Source organism: Armatimonadota bacterium, from assembly GCA_037138755.1.
In the GTDB taxonomy this organism is placed as follows: Bacteria; Armatimonadota; Fimbriimonadia; order Fimbriimonadales; family Fimbriimonadaceae; genus Fimbriimonas.
Genome location: JBAXHT010000005.1, coordinates 1 through 15,169 on the forward strand (window position 1 = coordinate 1; position 15,169 = coordinate 15,169).

15 protein-coding genes are annotated in these 15,169 nt (G+C 53.5%); 6 read left to right on the forward strand and 9 right to left on the reverse strand.

Annotated features, from left to right (window positions below; all coding sequences use genetic code 11):
* The 5 genes from WCK51_15420 to purD form a co-directional block, all read right to left on the reverse strand.
* Positions 1-189: hypothetical protein (locus tag WCK51_15420; protein MEI7578277.1), on the reverse strand; the 189-nt coding region annotated here is incomplete at its 3' end.
* A gap of 50 nt (positions 190-239) precedes the next feature.
* Positions 240-1,373 carry a hypothetical protein gene (locus tag WCK51_15425; protein MEI7578278.1) on the reverse strand — a complete coding sequence of 378 codons (1,134 nt, stop codon included), beginning with the start codon at positions 1,371-1,373 and terminating at the stop codon, positions 240-242.
* Positions 1,374-1,632: 259 nt separating this feature from the next.
* Entirely contained in the window at positions 1,633-3,150 is a 1,518-nt protein-coding gene (locus tag WCK51_15430; GenBank protein ID MEI7578279.1) for an NFACT family protein, read from the reverse strand.
* A gap of 92 nt (positions 3,151-3,242) precedes the next feature.
* Positions 3,243-3,908: a hypothetical protein gene (locus WCK51_15435; protein MEI7578280.1), complete on the reverse strand. Its 666-nt coding sequence runs from the start codon at positions 3,906-3,908 to the stop codon at positions 3,243-3,245.
* Positions 3,909-3,916: 8 nt separating this feature from the next.
* The gene (gene purD / locus WCK51_15440; protein ID MEI7578281.1) at positions 3,917-5,152 is read right to left on the reverse strand and encodes a phosphoribosylamine--glycine ligase; all 1,236 of its coding nucleotides are present in this window, start codon (positions 5,150-5,152) and stop codon (positions 3,917-3,919) included.
* 57 nt (positions 5,153-5,209) lie between these two features.
* Here purD and WCK51_15445 point away from each other — a divergent pair, with 57 nt between their 5' ends.
* The 3 genes from WCK51_15445 to WCK51_15455 all read left to right on the forward strand — a co-directional run bounded on the left by WCK51_15445 (position 5,210) and on the right by WCK51_15455 (position 8,963).
* Complete coding sequence (locus tag WCK51_15445; GenBank protein ID MEI7578282.1) at positions 5,210-6,265, forward strand: SPFH domain-containing protein; 1,056 nt, start codon at positions 5,210-5,212, stop codon at positions 6,263-6,265.
* Between the two features lie 182 nt (positions 6,266-6,447).
* The gene (locus WCK51_15450) at positions 6,448-7,653 is read left to right on the forward strand and encodes a type II secretion system F family protein (GenBank protein MEI7578283.1); all 1,206 of its coding nucleotides are present in this window, start codon (positions 6,448-6,450) and stop codon (positions 7,651-7,653) included.
* Positions 7,650-8,963, forward strand: coding sequence for a sigma-70 family RNA polymerase sigma factor (locus tag WCK51_15455; GenBank protein MEI7578284.1), 1,314 nt, complete (start codon positions 7,650-7,652; stop codon positions 8,961-8,963). The genes WCK51_15450 and WCK51_15455 overlap by 4 nt, the downstream gene beginning before the upstream one ends.
* Here the strand turns inward: WCK51_15455 and WCK51_15460 are convergent.
* Entirely contained in the window at positions 8,960-9,940 is a 981-nt protein-coding gene (locus WCK51_15460; GenBank protein MEI7578285.1) for a hypothetical protein, read from the reverse strand. The genes WCK51_15455 and WCK51_15460 overlap by 4 nt on opposite strands.
* Before the next feature lie 77 nt (positions 9,941-10,017).
* Here WCK51_15460 and WCK51_15465 point away from each other — a divergent pair, with 77 nt between their 5' ends.
* Positions 10,018-10,167 (forward strand): hypothetical protein, encoded by a 150-nt coding sequence (locus WCK51_15465; protein ID MEI7578286.1) that lies wholly within the window; start codon positions 10,018-10,020, stop codon positions 10,165-10,167.
* On the opposite strand, the gene WCK51_15470 is transcribed toward WCK51_15465, so the two are convergent.
* Positions 10,157-11,542 carry an MATE family efflux transporter gene (locus tag WCK51_15470; GenBank protein MEI7578287.1) on the reverse strand — a complete coding sequence of 462 codons (1,386 nt, stop codon included), beginning with the start codon at positions 11,540-11,542 and terminating at the stop codon, positions 10,157-10,159. The two genes, WCK51_15465 and WCK51_15470, sit on opposite strands and share 11 nt — an antisense overlap.
* A 15-nt stretch (positions 11,543-11,557) precedes the next feature.
* Between WCK51_15470 and WCK51_15475 the strand changes: the two genes are divergently transcribed.
* Positions 11,558-12,037, forward strand: coding sequence for a TlpA disulfide reductase family protein (locus tag WCK51_15475; GenBank protein ID MEI7578288.1), 480 nt, complete (start codon positions 11,558-11,560; stop codon positions 12,035-12,037).
* A 16-nt stretch (positions 12,038-12,053) separates the two neighbouring features.
* On the opposite strand, the gene WCK51_15480 is transcribed toward WCK51_15475, so the two are convergent.
* Together WCK51_15480 and WCK51_15485 are read right to left on the reverse strand one after the other, a co-directional pair.
* A complete protein-coding gene (locus WCK51_15480) occupies positions 12,054-12,362 on the reverse strand; it encodes a hypothetical protein (GenBank protein ID MEI7578289.1) in 309 nt (102 codons plus the stop codon).
* Between the two features lie 221 nt (positions 12,363-12,583).
* Complete coding sequence (locus WCK51_15485) at positions 12,584-13,258, reverse strand: hypothetical protein (GenBank protein ID MEI7578290.1); 675 nt, start codon at positions 13,256-13,258, stop codon at positions 12,584-12,586.
* Positions 13,259-13,378: 120 nt separating this feature from the next.
* On the opposite strand from WCK51_15485, the gene thrS reads away from it, so the two are divergent.
* Positions 13,379-15,169, forward strand: coding sequence for a threonine--tRNA ligase (thrS, locus tag WCK51_15490; GenBank protein ID MEI7578291.1), 1,791 nt, complete (start codon positions 13,379-13,381; stop codon positions 15,167-15,169).

The window sequence follows — 15,169 nt, forward strand, 5'->3', positions numbered from 1 at the left end:
GAGGTTTTTCGCTTGACAGTGCCACCCCATTCCCTTCTGCTTACCCCGCCCACGCCAGTGGCTCGCCGCTAGCGAGAGAAGCAGCCAAACTAGCGTGTACGCCGGGATCGACAAATACCAAACGTTGGAGGATTCTATCGATGATTTTAGTGAAGCGACAACTCCGGACATCAGGTAGGCAATTAACATCAGTCCAACCATTTGCCAGCCGGTGATGATTAGTCTTTTACATTGAATTCTCATAGTTTGTTCCTCTTCGGGTTGCTTGTGGTCGTTGCCTCGAGAGTTCGACTGTGGAGGCCTCCGCAAAAAGGAAGACCGTGCAAGATGGAACGATGGAGGCATGAGGAAGCCCCAGCTTGTTCTCCCCTTTTTTGTGTGCCATGACAGGCGAGTAGCTCGCCATCATCTTTAGACTTCATGTTGATATCCCACGTTTTCCCATCCTTTTCGAGTGTGATGGTCTTCAATTTGAAAGTCTTGAGCTTAATTGAGAAGTAGGTTTCCGAGAGCGGTTTTTCGACTTCGGAAGTGAAGTCCTCAAAGCTCTGGCTGTTAACTTTTACCAGTCGAGCATCGGTTGGAATTGGAGCTTCGGAGAACGAATCGTCATCGGGCAGAACCAACGTTCCATCAATATCTCTGAATCGAATTCCGCATATCTCAAGCAAAAGATATCGGACATCCGCGATCTTACTGTTGTTCCACATCCCAATCAAACCCTTGCGCAGTGAGATGACTACTTCATCGTTTGCGACAAGGTTGAGACCGAAGTTTGATTTTTCTGGTCCATCTATCTCTTTTGAGGCTACCGAACACTCTGCAAATCTAGGCAGTCCAGGAAATTCAAAGTTGGAATTGCAGAAGGCTTCAACCGCGTTTGGATAGTTTGGGAGAATTTTGTTGGAGGCACCCATTAAAAATAGACCCCTCATTTGGAATCGAACGTTGCCAGCAGCTCTTTCGGCAATAGCGAAGTACTTACCTTCCTCTTGCTGAATCGGCATCCGCAACTTGTAACGATCCTCCAGAAGAGAGTTTTCGGAAAACACAATCGAGTTTGTTGCGCGTTCGATGAAAATCTCAGTGTTCTTCACGATATCCCTTCCAATCACGCCGTCTACTCCAAACCTCTCTTTGTACTTTGCAAATTTCTCTTCCGAGAGATCAACGGGATTCGACCTAAGCTTTTGAAGCGAGCTAGATTCAGGCAAATGTGAATCTTCCTCGAAAGAAACTGAATACATCAGATCGCCTTCAACCGCCACCATGGTGTTTTTCACAATCGCATATTTGAGTTCTTCGCGAATACTCGCACAGCAATCTTGCACGAGAACGGAGGAAAGTAGCAGACACACAAACTTCAACTTCACTTCTTCAGGACCCCAGACTCTTGGTACAGTTTGCTCCCAGCGCAATCCAAGAAGATAGAATCGTTCACGAGTTTCTCAAAATGGGTGCTTCTACACTTCTGATCGGACTTTCGATCGCTGGGCGATGTTGTGACTGACCAGCGATCTAAACTCACCTTGGTGTTAACCCGCTGGATTTGAAATGAGCTTCGATGGGTCCTGAAAGCGCGATCGTTGGCTTGCACCTGTGAAGACCCCGGACTTAATAGTCGGCGAACAACTAGGCTTCGACGTGGAGGGTTTTTTCGTGGGTGTAGATGACGGAGCCTTTGGGGGAGCCTTTGGTTCGGCGGACGTATTTTTTGAGGGTGTAGTCCACGGCGACGAAGCCGGCGTGTTTTTGGGTTGAGTTCTGGACGGCGATTTTGGCGGCGAATTCGAGGACTTCGCGGGGGGTGAGTTCGGGTTTGTTGCTGGTGGGGACGAGGACGTGGGCGGATGTGTGGCCTCGGACGTGGAGCCACCAGTCGTTGCTTTTAGCGATCCGGAGGGTGAGATAGTCGTTCGCCTCGGCGTTTTCGCCGTAGAGGACTCGGTGGTTTTTGGGGCCGACAAGCTCGCGGATGCGCTGTCCGTCGAACGGCTTGACCTGTTTGCCGTCGGGAGCCCGGTGGGTTTGGGTGAGGAGCAGTCGTCGCTCTTTGATTTCGGTTTGAGCTTGTTCTATCTCTGTTTTGGTTGTGGCGTCCAGGGCCCTGAATAGGTAGGCGTCGAGGTCGTATTTGATCGCTTTGAGGCGGATGAGTTGGTCTTGGAGGACTCCGATTCTGCCCTTTGCTTTCTTCGCCTTGTCGAAGAGTTTCAGTGCGTTTTCTTTGCCTGAGAGTTCGGGGTTGAGTTTGATTTCGAGTCGACTCCCGTCGTAATCCGGAAGGATGGTTCGGTTCGAGCCTGATGGGAGGTTTGCTGCATAGGCCATCAGGAGCTCGGCTTGGCGTTGCCATTGGCCCGCGCGACCACCCATTTCGATTGCTTCGTGTAGCTCCTGGATGGCAACTTCGCGAGCGAGGATGGCGGCTTCGAGTTGGGCGATGAGCGAGCGTTGGGCGGTATTGAATTCGTGGCCGTTGATCCGCTCACGGTATGCCTGTTCGCAGGCGGCGGAGAAGGTAGGCTTGTCGAGCCATGCAGGGAAGTGATCGACCAGGGAGACCGGATAGGCTCCGTCTTTGAGGTTGTGTCCGGGGTTCCAGGGTTCGGCGGCGCGCTTGTATTTGGAGTGAACGCGTGGTTTTTCGAAGTCGGCTAGGTCTGGCTTTTCGGGATCCAGAACGGGGGGCCAGAGATAGGTTGAGTTGGGCAGAATGGGGCGCGATGATTGTGTGTCTCGGACCCATTTCGCCGCCGAGAGGATGCGGTTTTCTTCGTCGATGAGGATGAGATTAGAGTGCTTGCCCATCAGCTCGGCGATGAGGGTGTGATCGCCGAAGCTGAGGACGAGCACACGGTCAGAGTGCTTCATCGTGATTGCTTCGAGGGTCTTGCCATCGAGGCGGGCTCGGAGTGTTGCGCAGAAAACGGGAGGTTCTCCTGAGTTGCGCGGGCGCTGGGTGACAAAGTGGACGCGGAAGAACTCTGGGTGGCAGCTTATGAGAAGCTGGTGCGCGGTCCCTCGATGGTAGAGTTCGATGACGATGGTGGTCGGGTTTGGTTGCCGGAAACCCTGGACCTTTGCCCCTTGGATGGCTTTGATTTCGTCGGCGATTGCGGCGAGGCAGAGGGCGTCGAAGGGGATCATGTGGAGTTGGGGGTCAGGGGTTTGTGAGAGACTACGGCAGCCCCACCGGTTCGCTAACGCTTACCGACTCCCCAACAAGTAGGGAGTTTTGATTATAGTTCGATCGCTTTAAACACGTTTTCTCTTTTGGAATTGCGCTCCATCAACAGGACTTCCGGCGTGAGGCCTTCTAGCGAGACTTCGGATTCGCCGTTGTTGGAGGTGACTTGCATCCAGACAGTTGCGAGTTTCTGGGCGGCTTTCTCGGGGGTTGTTTCTAGCGGGATGTCTTCTCGGAGGTTTAGCACGGGGTGTTCGGCGCCGGACAGGGAAGCGGTGTGGCGGTGGAGGTGGTAGTCGCCGTCGAAATCCATGACATAGAACTGATCCTTATCGGGCGTTGTTCCTAGCTCAGCGAAAAGGGAGATCGCGAGGGCTGGGGCTGAGGAGAAGTCGTTGAAGGCGGATTTGATGGGTGCAGAGACGGCGGTGACGACGCGTTGGATGGTGACGTCTTGCTCGCTGCGGCTGTAGCCCTCGCGGTGGGCAAACTCCATCGCGGCGGTTCGGATGGCTTCGATGTCGGATTGTTGTCCGAGGCCGGCGAATGCAAGTTTGTCGTAGATCTCAAAAATCTTGGGTGACTGGCGGCGGTATGTGAAGATAACGATTCCAGCGTCGAGCGAGACGGCGAGGACGGCTGCGCCTCGTTCGATGCGCCCTTGGATGTAGGACACCCGGTTGTTCATGCCTTCTTGCCAGTCGTAAGGGGTGAGCATGGTTTGTTCTACGCTCCGATGTCGGTTCTTGCTTGCATTCCGTCGAAATGAATCATTGCGAGTGCCTCGTAGGCTTTGGCTCGCGCTTCTTGTTGGGTAGGCGCGGTGGCGGTGGCGGCAAGGACACGGCCGCCACTGGTTTTGAGTTCACCGCTCTCGAGCTTGGTTCCGGCGTGGAAGACTTTGACGTTTTCGAGAAGCGGATTTATTGTGATGACTTTGCCCTTTTCGTAGTCTCCAGGGTAGCCAGCAGAGGCCGCTACGACGGTGACGGCTGCGTTGTTGAGGATTTCGATTGAGGGAATCGGTTCGCCGCTGGCACAGGCTCGGAGGGCCTCAGCGAAGCCGTTGCCGAGGCGGCTCAGGACGCTTTGGGTTTCGGGGTCACCGAATCGGACATTGTATTCAAGGCACATAGGACCCTTCGCGGTTTGCATCAATCCTGAGAAGAGAACTCCTCGGTACTCGATTCCGTCCTCGCGAAGGGTTTGGAGGATTGGCAAGACGGTTTCGCGCTCGGTTTGCTCGATGATTTCGGCGGTGACCCAGTCAACCGGGGAGAAGGTGCCCATTCCTCCGGTGTTCGGGCCTTGGTCTTGGTCGTGAATGCGTTTATAGTCTTGAGCGACGGGGAGGGAATAGATTTCTATGCCGTTGGTGATTGTGAGGAGGCTGAACTCTTTGCCTTCTAGCTTCTCTTCTAATACCAGCGTCTTTCCGGCTTCACCAAGGGCTTTGAGGGCGTCGATTCCTTCTTCGGCTTCGGCGAGGGTTTCGGCGACGATGACGCCTTTGCCGAGGGCGTTTCCGCTGGCTTTTATGGCGAGTTTTGAGCCCGTGGTGTACTTTGTCTTAGCGTATGCCTTAGCGGCTTCTGCATCAACGAAGACTTGATACTCGGCGGTTGGCACTCCGGCTCTTTGCATCATGGCTTTGCAGAAGGCTTTTGAGCCTTCGAGCTGGGCTCCGGCTCTGCCGGGGCCGAAGCAGAGGATCCCTGCTTCCCGAACGGCGTCGGCAAGGCCGGCGACCAGGGGGTCTTCCGGGCCAACCATTACCAGGTCGATCTCTCGCGCCTTTATCAGGTTGAGGAGCGAGTGGAAGTCGTTTGTAGGGATGTTGACGCACTCAACTTCTTCGGCGATACCTGCGTTGCCAGGGGCACAGATGACCTCCGCCTCTTGGGCGAGCTTCCAGCAAAGGGCATGCTCGCGACCTCCGCTTCCGACGACTAAGATTCGCATCCGCCGATAGTTTGGCATGGATGGGTGTCTTGAGTCTTGTGTGTAGGGTCTTGAGCGGTGCGAAATGAATCTAATGTGCTGGGTGATCCGTATCTATTGATGATGAACTTGTTTCTAGCGCAAGCGGAAAATGCGGGCGGGGCCATTGTAGGATTGCTCTGCTTCGGTCTCTTTGGACTCTTCGTGTTTTTCAGCGGGGTTTTCGTGGTCGGGCAGCAGCACGCCTTTATCATCCAGCGATTCGGGAAATTCTCTCGGGTTGCGCGGGCGGGCTTGAACTTCAAGATTCCGTTCTTGGATATGGTGGCTGGCAAGCTATCGCTTCAGATTCGAGAGCTTGATATTCCCGGTCAGTTTAAGACGAGCGATAACACGTTTGTCACGATGATCTTACGAGTGCAGTACTCGGTCATTCCGGAACGAGCTTCTGATGCGTTCTACAAGCTCCAATCGCCAGAACAGCAGATCAGTGCCTTTGTTTTGAACGTCGTAAGAGGCGAGGTCGCAAAGATGCAACTTAGGGATGTTTTTGAACATCAGGATACGATTGGCACTGCCGTTAACGAGCAACTTTCGCTCTCGATGGCGGAGTTCGGATTCTTGATCCGTAACGCGCTAGTAAACGAAGTTCGTCCGGCTGACGAAGTTGTCACCGCAATGAACCGAGTTGTTGCTTCAGAGAATGAGAAGACTGCGGCTAAGAACCAGGGCGAGGCTCAGAAGCTTCGAACTGTTCTTCATGCTGAGGCAGAGGCGGAAGCGAAGAGGTTGCAGGGTGAAGGTATCGCCGCTCAACGCGAAGCGATTGTGAAGGGGCTTTCAGTTTCGGTCGATAGTTTACGCGGGGCGATGCCCAGTGCCGATCCACAGACGTTGATGAACTTGGTTTTGATCAACCAGTATTTTGACGCTATGCGAGATATCGCTCAGGGCGATAAGGCGAAGGTGATCTTTGTTCCGAGTGGGGCAGGTGCTTACCGAGACGTGAGCGATCAGTTGTTCCAGTCGTTTGTCAATGCTGCGGAGACGACGAACGTGCCGATTCCGCCTTCATTGGGCAAGAAGAAGCAGGGCGATGAAGTGGTTGTGCCACCTCCAGCGCCTCACGTCTGAGACGCGAAGTAGAGTCACTTTAGGTTTGACGGCACTAAACCTAAAGTGGCTTCTGAGGCACCCGATTTAGGTTCAGAAATGCCTCGAAAATGCCCTGAGATTTAGACTGGGCAGTAACCAATAACTCTGTATGTAGCCGTGTCCCTGGCATTTGTCATGGGGCGTGGAACTGGAGAGTTATCATGCCGCTATACGCTTATAAAGCCATTGAACCCGCGACGGGAAGAAATGTATCGTCGACCATTGACGGTGAAAGTGAACTGGCAGTCGCGGCCAAACTTCGTGAGCAGTCTCTCCATATCACTGAGATCAAGATTGCAAAGGTTGCATCAAAGAAGACAATTGGCAAAGGGAAGCTAAAGCCGAAGTCGCTCGTTCTCTTCTCACGTCAGTTTGCAACGATGATCGACGCGGGTATCCCGATTCTTCGATGTCTCGAAATTCTTCAGGGACAGTGTAAAGATCCAATTCTCAAAGAAGCCATTGAAGTGATTACCGTGGACGTTAAGGGCGGAATCACACTCAATGAGGCACTGGCGAAGCACCCTCAAGTCTTCAATAAGCTCTACATCAACATGATCAAGGCGGCTGAACTTGGTGGAATCCTTGATGTCATCTTGGACCGATTGGCTGGCTTCCTAGAGTACGAAGCTGAGGTGAAAGGGAAGATTAAGAGCGCCATGACTTACCCTGTGCTCGTTCTGATCGCTTCGCAGGTGATGTTGTTCGCGATGTTCACCTTCGTGCTTCCGAAATTCAAAGAGATCTTTAGTGGCATGAACGTTGAGATGCCGTTCATCACCAGAACCCTCTTTGCGATGGGTGACTTCATGCAAGCCTACTGGCTCTTGATTGTCGCTGCCGGCGGTGTGGGTTTCGTTGTTTTCAAGAAGTGGGCAAAGACGGACGCTGGACGATACCGAGTTGACTATTGGAAGCTGAGGTTGCCTATTGTTGGCGAGTTGACTCTGAAGATGAGCGTTGCACGGTTTGCACGAACCTTTGGAACACTGCTTAACTCGGGTGTTCCGATGATTCGCTCGCTTGAAATTGTTGGTGAGACTCTTGGCAATGAAGTTCTGTGCAAGGCCGTCGAGGGTACGCGCTCTAGCCTTCGAGAAGGAAACAAGCTCTCGGTTCCTCTGACCGCCTGCAACCTGTTCCCAACCCTGGTCACTACCATGATCGACGTTGGTGAGGAAACGGGTCGTTTGCCGGAGATGTTGGTCAAGGTTGGCGATTTTTACGATATGGAAGTTGAGTCAGCGGTTAAGGGACTCACTTCGTTGATCGAGCCGCTGCTGATCATGTTCCTCGGTGGCGTCGTTGGCTTTATCGCCATCTCGATCATGGTTCCGATGTTCGGAATTGTCAACCAGATTAAGTGAAAAACGCACAGGATGTGCCTCGACCTAAAGATTCAAGGAAGGATATGCAACCAAACCAACTGAACAACGACGCCGAAGAGCTGGTACTCCGTTACCTGGAGCACCCTCGGCCGGAGCTCAAAGACCTGATTATGGTGACTTACACCGGATTGGTCGAGCGGACGGCGCGCAAGTTTTCGGGCATCGAGGCGTTCGAGGATTTGGTACAGGTGGGCTACATTGGCTTGCTGAACGCCTTGGGCAAGTTTGATCCAACTGCGGGAGTTCGGTTTAACACTTATGCAACCTATCTGGTGGCGGGAGAGATCAAGCATTATCTGCGCGATAAGTCGCAGACGATCCGTCAGCCAGCTTGGCTCCAAGAGCTACGTCACAAAGTCAACCGCGCAGCCGCTGCTTTGCAGACAGAATTGAATCGAGTGCCGACTGAGCGAGAGATCGCGGATGCGATTGGCATCAGCGAGAGCTCGGTGCATGAAGTGATTGTCACTCAGGACCTGCTTCGAGTAGGTTCGCTGGACTCTATGAACAACCCGGAAGATGACAGCGAGAGCGAAATCGACAAGATCGATGCCGCGGCGTTTTCGCCTGAGCAGCTGTCAGTTGAGGATCGCGTCGTTCTAGAAGCGGCGATGGGTCAGCTACGAGACCTTGAGAAGCAAGTTCTGACAATGTTCCACTTTGACGCGATGAATCAGACCGAGATCGCTTCGAAACTTGACATCTCGTGCAACTATGTTTCGCACATCCTTCGGCAGAGCCTTTCGAAGTTGCGTAAGATTTTGACAACCGAGGAAACCAAGGATCGGATGCTTCGAAGGCAGGAGACTTCCGGAGGGGCGGATGTGATTGATGCAGCTAGTGGTGCGTACACTGAGGCGTATTTCAAGACTCGGCTTGAAGAAGAACTTCATCGGGCGTCGTTCGAAAAGACTGTCGTCGCATTGATGCTCGTGGACTTCCAAGGCTTGGAGGGGCTGCGAAAGTTTTATGGGGAGCAATCGGTTTTGGATTTCTTGGCGGACGCCGCCGAGTTCTTCCGAGATAATGTGCGACGGCTTGACGTGGTGGCAAGATATGGCTCGACCGGATTTGCGATCATCCTTCCCAGTGGCGGAAAGAACATTCAGCTAGTGAAGGACCGGTTGCACAATCGGTTGATGGACTGGGTTTCCGGTCGATATGGCTCAACCGGTGCGATTCAGACGTTGATTGGCGAAGCAATTTCACCCGTCGACGGCAAAGGAGCAGTAGAACTGACAGCGAAGGCCCAAGGCCTCATGGCAGCTTCCTCTCGGATTGCAGCCTAGTTGGTAGCTGTCGCGACGGCGGTCCATCGAACAGGCTCGTATAGGTAAGCGCTTGTGCGCTGATCCTTGGTCCATACAAGCACATATTTGTCGATGGGGGCGACATACGCGTTACCGTCCGTCGTGATCTGTCCGCCAGTCTTAAGGTTCTTGACCACTGTCGAACCCTTCTGACGGACTACGGCGACAGAACTGCCGTCCTTGAGGTCCACCGACTTGGACCGAGTTTCAAAGAGGTTCTTTCTCAGACCCGAGCCGAGGTCGATTTGGCCGACGATGTAAGTGTTGTAGCTGGTCGACTCCAAGAAGTAGCCACCTCGGAAGTAACTGATCAGATTTGTGCCGAGGGGCGAGAACTCGAATGTGCCGTTGTTATCCGAAAAACTTCCGAGTCCCCATGTCCCGCCATCAGCGGACACGACAGAAAGCCGATCTCGAACAAGAAATAGGCGGTCATCAATGTTTTTGAGGGCAGAAGTGAATCCTTTAAAGCGGCCCAAGAATTTGGGTCGAGGGTTTGGCTGTGCGAGGTCGACCTCAATCAAAGCTTCGAGCCATGTTTTGCCGTCGGCGTCGGTCCAACGCGGTAGAAAATAGCATTTGGAGCCTAGTCTGAGCGAGCCGCTGAGTGCATCCGAGTTTTTCTTGCGCTTGTTGGTCTTGAATAGATCAAGGGTCTTAAGGATCTCGTCTCGTGAGAAAGCTCGGGGAGAAACGGCAATTTCTCCAAGCTTTGTGGTCACAGCGTCTTTGCCATCACGGACTGTGAGCCCGCGATCATCCCAAACTGCCCAGCGTTGGTCTCGGCGGAAAGCGATATGGGGAACAACTTTCTCGGAGGTCGGGTCTGTATCAGCGTCAAAGGCGTACGCTTTGCCATCAACTTCAACGCTGATCTTTTTCCCTTCTACTTTGAGAGTCGGGAGTGACGGTTTTTGCGTCTGAATAAGTGCGGTTGCGACGACGAGCGGAAGCATAATGGAACTCTGAATCAATGGAATGTCAAGATTGTCCCCGGTTTGACGCTGACCTTGGTCGATGTCGCGACGGAAAAATGAATCCCTTGAGGAAAGAGACGGCGATGCAGGTCGTACAGATTCACGGAATTCGGGCGATTTGCATTTTTAACGGCTTTCGAGAGGAGCTCATTCACAACCGACTGATGACCGAGGACGCTAAGCGAACAAACAGAATTAGACCTTGACGGTTTTCCAGTGTCCATTGCGCCACGAGAAACCACACAGAACGCCTTGAATTCCCTGGGTTACCGACATGGAAATCCAAGCGCCCTTTGCTCCTAGCGCCAGACCGATCGGGAGCTTAAGACTCAGAAGAAGGGGAGAACCTGCGGAAAGGGCGAGAATCGTTGCCAATGGGACGCGCATGAACCAGAGTGCAATGATACTGATCCAAAGAGGGTGCTTTGTCTCGCCGGCACCTTGGAGACCACCGTTCAACACCATGGCAAGGCAGAACAGGGGTTCTGTGATGCACAAGAATCGAACGATAGAGACAAGCTCCACCTGTACATCCGGCTTGCTGCCAACCAACATGTGTGCAAAGGACGGAACAGCGAAATAGATAGGCGCGGCCAGGAGAGCCGCGATTGTAAAGGAAACAATTCCGCCAATCCAGCCAATCGACTCTGCCCGCGCCGGGTCTTTCGCTCCGAGCGACTGTCCGACGAGTGATGAAACGGCCGCGCTAATGCCGAATGCTGGAGCAAACATCATCATCTCGATGGCGAAACCAGTTGTCATGGCGGCGATAGCCGCCTCCCCATTGGAAAGGCTGCTCAGTACTACGGTAAAAACGAGCAACGATAGAGTGCGAAGGATCGCCTGGAAGCCTGACGGGATGGAAATCTTGAGGATGCGCTTAAGCCAGTCAAGGCTTGGTGGTTTGAACGAAATGTGCGCCTTGAGGACTGAGTGGCGGGCATACCAGATGTAGAAGAACAAGGAAAAGATGACGCTAGAACTCAACGCGATTCCAGCTCCTAGCAGCCCCATATTGAGATAGTAGACTAAGAGGTAATTCAAACCGATGTGGATCGGTACTTGGAGTCCAGTGAGGACCATGGGGGCGACCGAATTTCCGATGCTCCTCAGTGCGGATGCCAGTGTCTGGTTCACGCACATGGCCGGCAACCCCACTGAGTAAGCCAGAAGAAACTGAATCATCATCCGTTTCGCGTCGAGCGAGGTTTCAGGCAAGATGATATGTGCAGCCATCGGAGCGGTGATTGCCGAGATCAGCCCCAGGACAAGCCCGACGTACACCGAAACTCTCACTGCTTGATCAGCTCCAACCTGGACTTCTTCGAACTCTCGCGCACCGTAGGCTCGGCTGATGATTGCTCCGGCTCCGATTCCCACAGAAAAGGCGAGGGAGAACAGCATGAAGATCACGCTGACGGCGGCACCGTGTGCAGTCAGAGCGGCCCGGGGGAGAGTGCCGATGAAGAATCTGTCCAGAAGGGAGTTGATGACTCCGAGCAAGTTAAGCGTCACCACTGGCCAACTGAGTTCCCAGAGCGCCTTAGCGAGGTTTTCGGCGGGCTTGGGTGTCGTGGTCATCGGTAAACTGGACTCATGAAATTCTACGCGCCGTTGGTCTTGGCGTTGCTCATTGCTGGCTGCAGTCCGGAGCGGGGAGCGAACGTCGATTTCAAAGCTTCGCCGCTCAAGCCAGGTGGGGATGTTACCTTCTCGAAGGAGTACGCAGGAAAGCCGGCGTTGATCTACATCTGGGCTACATGGTGCGGCCCATGTCGAATGGTTGCCCCGAAAATTGAAGATTTGAAAAAGGAGTACGAATCAAAGGGAATTGCATTTATTGCCTTGGCCCAAGATGGAATGGCAGCGGTGAGAAAGTTTGAAGCAGCTACACCACACGACCTCGACGTAATTGCAGACACCACCGGAACTATAACGCGGTCCGTGGATGTGAGTGCCATTCCTGTTATCGTTGTGGTTGACTCAGACCATAACACCGTTGCTTACGAGCAAGGGGTACCAACCGACGACTACGCCGCGATAAGGGCAGCTCTCAATGCGGTCGCCAAGAAGTAATGCTTTGGCGTGAATCCTACACTCCGATCGTCTCTCGTGGGCCCGTACTGACTCCATTTGCGCAAGAGACCTTGCCTGTAATCGGCTCCGCATCTTTGGAATCGGGACGCGAAGTTGAAATCTGGTGGAGACTATTCGAAGAGGATTTTCCGGGAGAGGCAATCGAGATAATGCCAGCATCTCTCGCTAGCGAAGCGTTGTGTTTGCGACCTCCATCGAGGCACACCAGAATTCGGTTCGATGACCTTGGCTCAAAAATACTCAGCGAATCTGATCGATCCAGGGCTTTTTGTTCGATCATCGATTCCGGGACCGCCAGGATCATCGTGATCGGGCCTCCGACCGAGGAAGTGTGGGACGAAGTCTCCACGCTGTGGCGATCCGTTAGAACTTTAACGGGCGAGGGCTGCTGAGCACGCGAGCAGAAGCTGGAGGCCGGAATGAGAACTCAATACTGTTGATTGATTGCGTCAACCGATTTCCAAACGTATCAAGCGGAAAGCTCACTGTAGTATCAACTTCTCGCACCTGCGAACCTACGGTCTCTCACTTAAAAATTCGAGCCGAATCGAGTTGCCAGAACCCGTTGGAGTCCTGAACTAGATCGAATCGAGCGTATCGACTGTTATCGGGAAGGGCTTGCCAAATGACCTGGGTGTCACCGGCGGGCGACTCTTCGCCTTGGAAAGCAAAACCGGGTAGCCAGTCTCTTGACCCGACGTTTCCGCTCATTCCCGACTGCATGGCTAGGTTGATGAGCGTTGCCGGAACGCCCTGAATGGGCTCCCGGAGTGCGTTGACAAAGTCCTTGCGGTAGTCGACATTTCGGGGGTTTCGCTCAGTGTCGTATTGGGCGACGCTGTATTCGTTTCGAGTTGGATCGTACGCCCAGACGCGCCGTCCATCAGCGACGATTCTTTGCATGAGAGTCACGCCTCGGTAGGTAGTCAGTTCGGCTTTGGCGAGTTCACCTGAGGCACTTGCGTCATCATACAGTCGAAGAACCCCGATGTAGTTGGTTACGTTCGTTCCGATCCTCTCTGCGGTATCGATCCGAGCGACGTACGAGTACGCCATTGGATTCGTGGAATCCGGAAGATGCATGTTGTTGAGTGCGTCGGTGAGCTGGCTTCGACACTCAAGGTCGGTCATCACTCGCGGCATTTGGGAAAATGCACCTGATGCGATCAGGGCGAGTCCGGCGATCCATGCAACTCTCATTCTCAAATCCTTTGAAGGGCCAACACATCATTATGTTCCTTGTTTGAAGTGTCCCCTTGGGCCATTTGGGCTAAAATATTTGTTCACAGCATCAATCCCTTGGTCAGGGAGGTTTTTCTCATGGCAGAACGTTACGAAGATTCCTATCTTTATCGCTTGCGGCACTCCGCCGCCCACCTGCTTGCTCAGGCGGTTACTGAGCTTTACCCCGGCGCAAAACTCTCGATCGGCCCACCGATAGAATACGGCTTTTACTACGACATCGACTTTCCGTCTCCGTTGCGAGAAGAAGATCTGCCTGCTCTGGAAGCGAAGATGAAGGAGCTGGCGAAGCTCGACCAGCGAATCGAGCGATCAGAGGTCTCGCGTGAGGAAGCTCGGGCATTGATTCTCGATTCTTCCATTCCGTGCATGGGTGAGGAGGTTGCGGAGTACAAGTTGCAACTTCTAGATGCGGTTCCGGCGGGCGAGAAGATCAGCTTCTACAACCAGCAACGGACTGATCGCGAGGGCGTTCAACATCGCTTTTTGGACTTGTGCCGGGGGCCCCACGTTGATTCGACCAAGGAAATCAAAGCGTTCAAGTTAATGTCGATCGCCGGGGCATATTGGCGCGGCGATGTCAAGAACAAGCAGCTCACGCGAATCTACGGAACGGCGTTTGAAACCAAGGAAGAGCTTGAGGCACATCTGGAGATGATTGAGGAGGCCAAGCGGCGCGACCACCGAGTTTTGGGTCGCGAGTTGGGGCTGTTCATGTTCTCGCCAAGAGTCGGTGTCGGGTTGCCGCTTTGGCTGCCAAAGGGTGCTCAGCTTCGCATGACGATGATTGACTTCCTGAACAAGGAGCAAATGCGCCGAGGCTACCAGCCGGTCGTGACTCCGCACCTAGGAAACTCCAAACTCTGGGACGTGAGCGGACACACGATTGCTTACAAGGACAAGATGTTCCCGTTCATGACGGACGATGAGAAGGAGACCTTCATTCTCAAGCCGATGAACTGTCCGTTCCATATCGAGATTTATCGCTCTTCACTCCGATCATATCGCGATCTTCCGGTTCGATTGGCGGAGATGGGGACGGTTTACCGATATGAGCAGAGCGGAGAGGTTGCGGGGATTATGCGTGCTCGTGGGTTTACCCAGGACGATGCTCACCTCTTTGTTCGACCAGACCAGCTTGTTGAGGAATTCACCTTAGTTGTGGACCTGATTCAAACAGTTCTTGGAAAGCTCGGACTGACCTCGTTCAGAGCCCGTGTGGGCACGAAGGATCCGGCGTCGGATAAATACATCGGCCACGACGAAAACTGGGAGCTTGCGACCAACGCGATTTTCGAGGCGTGCCGCGTGAAAGGGCTAGAGTATGAAGTTTCGCCTGGCGACGCAGCGTTTTACGGTCCAAAGCTGGATATTGTCATCAAAGACGCGCTGGGTCGTGATTGGCAGATGGGAACTGTTCAAGTGGATTACAACTTGCCAGAGCGGTTCGAACTTGAGTACATCGGTGAGGATAGCAAGCCGCACCGGCCGATCATGATACACCGAGCCCCGTTTGGATCACTTGAACGCATGATTGGGTTGCTGACCGAGCAATACGCCGGTGCCTTCCCCTTCTGGCTCTCCCCAGTTCAGATTGCGATTCTGCCGATCGCGGATCGACACAACGAGAAAGCTCATGAGCTATTTGTCCAACTTCGGGACGAGTACGGTTATCGCTGCGAAGTCGACGATCGACGAGAGACTCTTGGTAAGAAGATTCGGGACAACCAAATGCAAAAGGTTCCGTACATGCTGATTCTTGGGGACAAGGATATCGAGGCAGGTACCGTTGGAGTAAGGAGCCGAGAAGAGGGTGACTTGGGGGCGATGACCATCGAGTCGTTTGTGGGTCAGGCTCCAGCCTTGTAA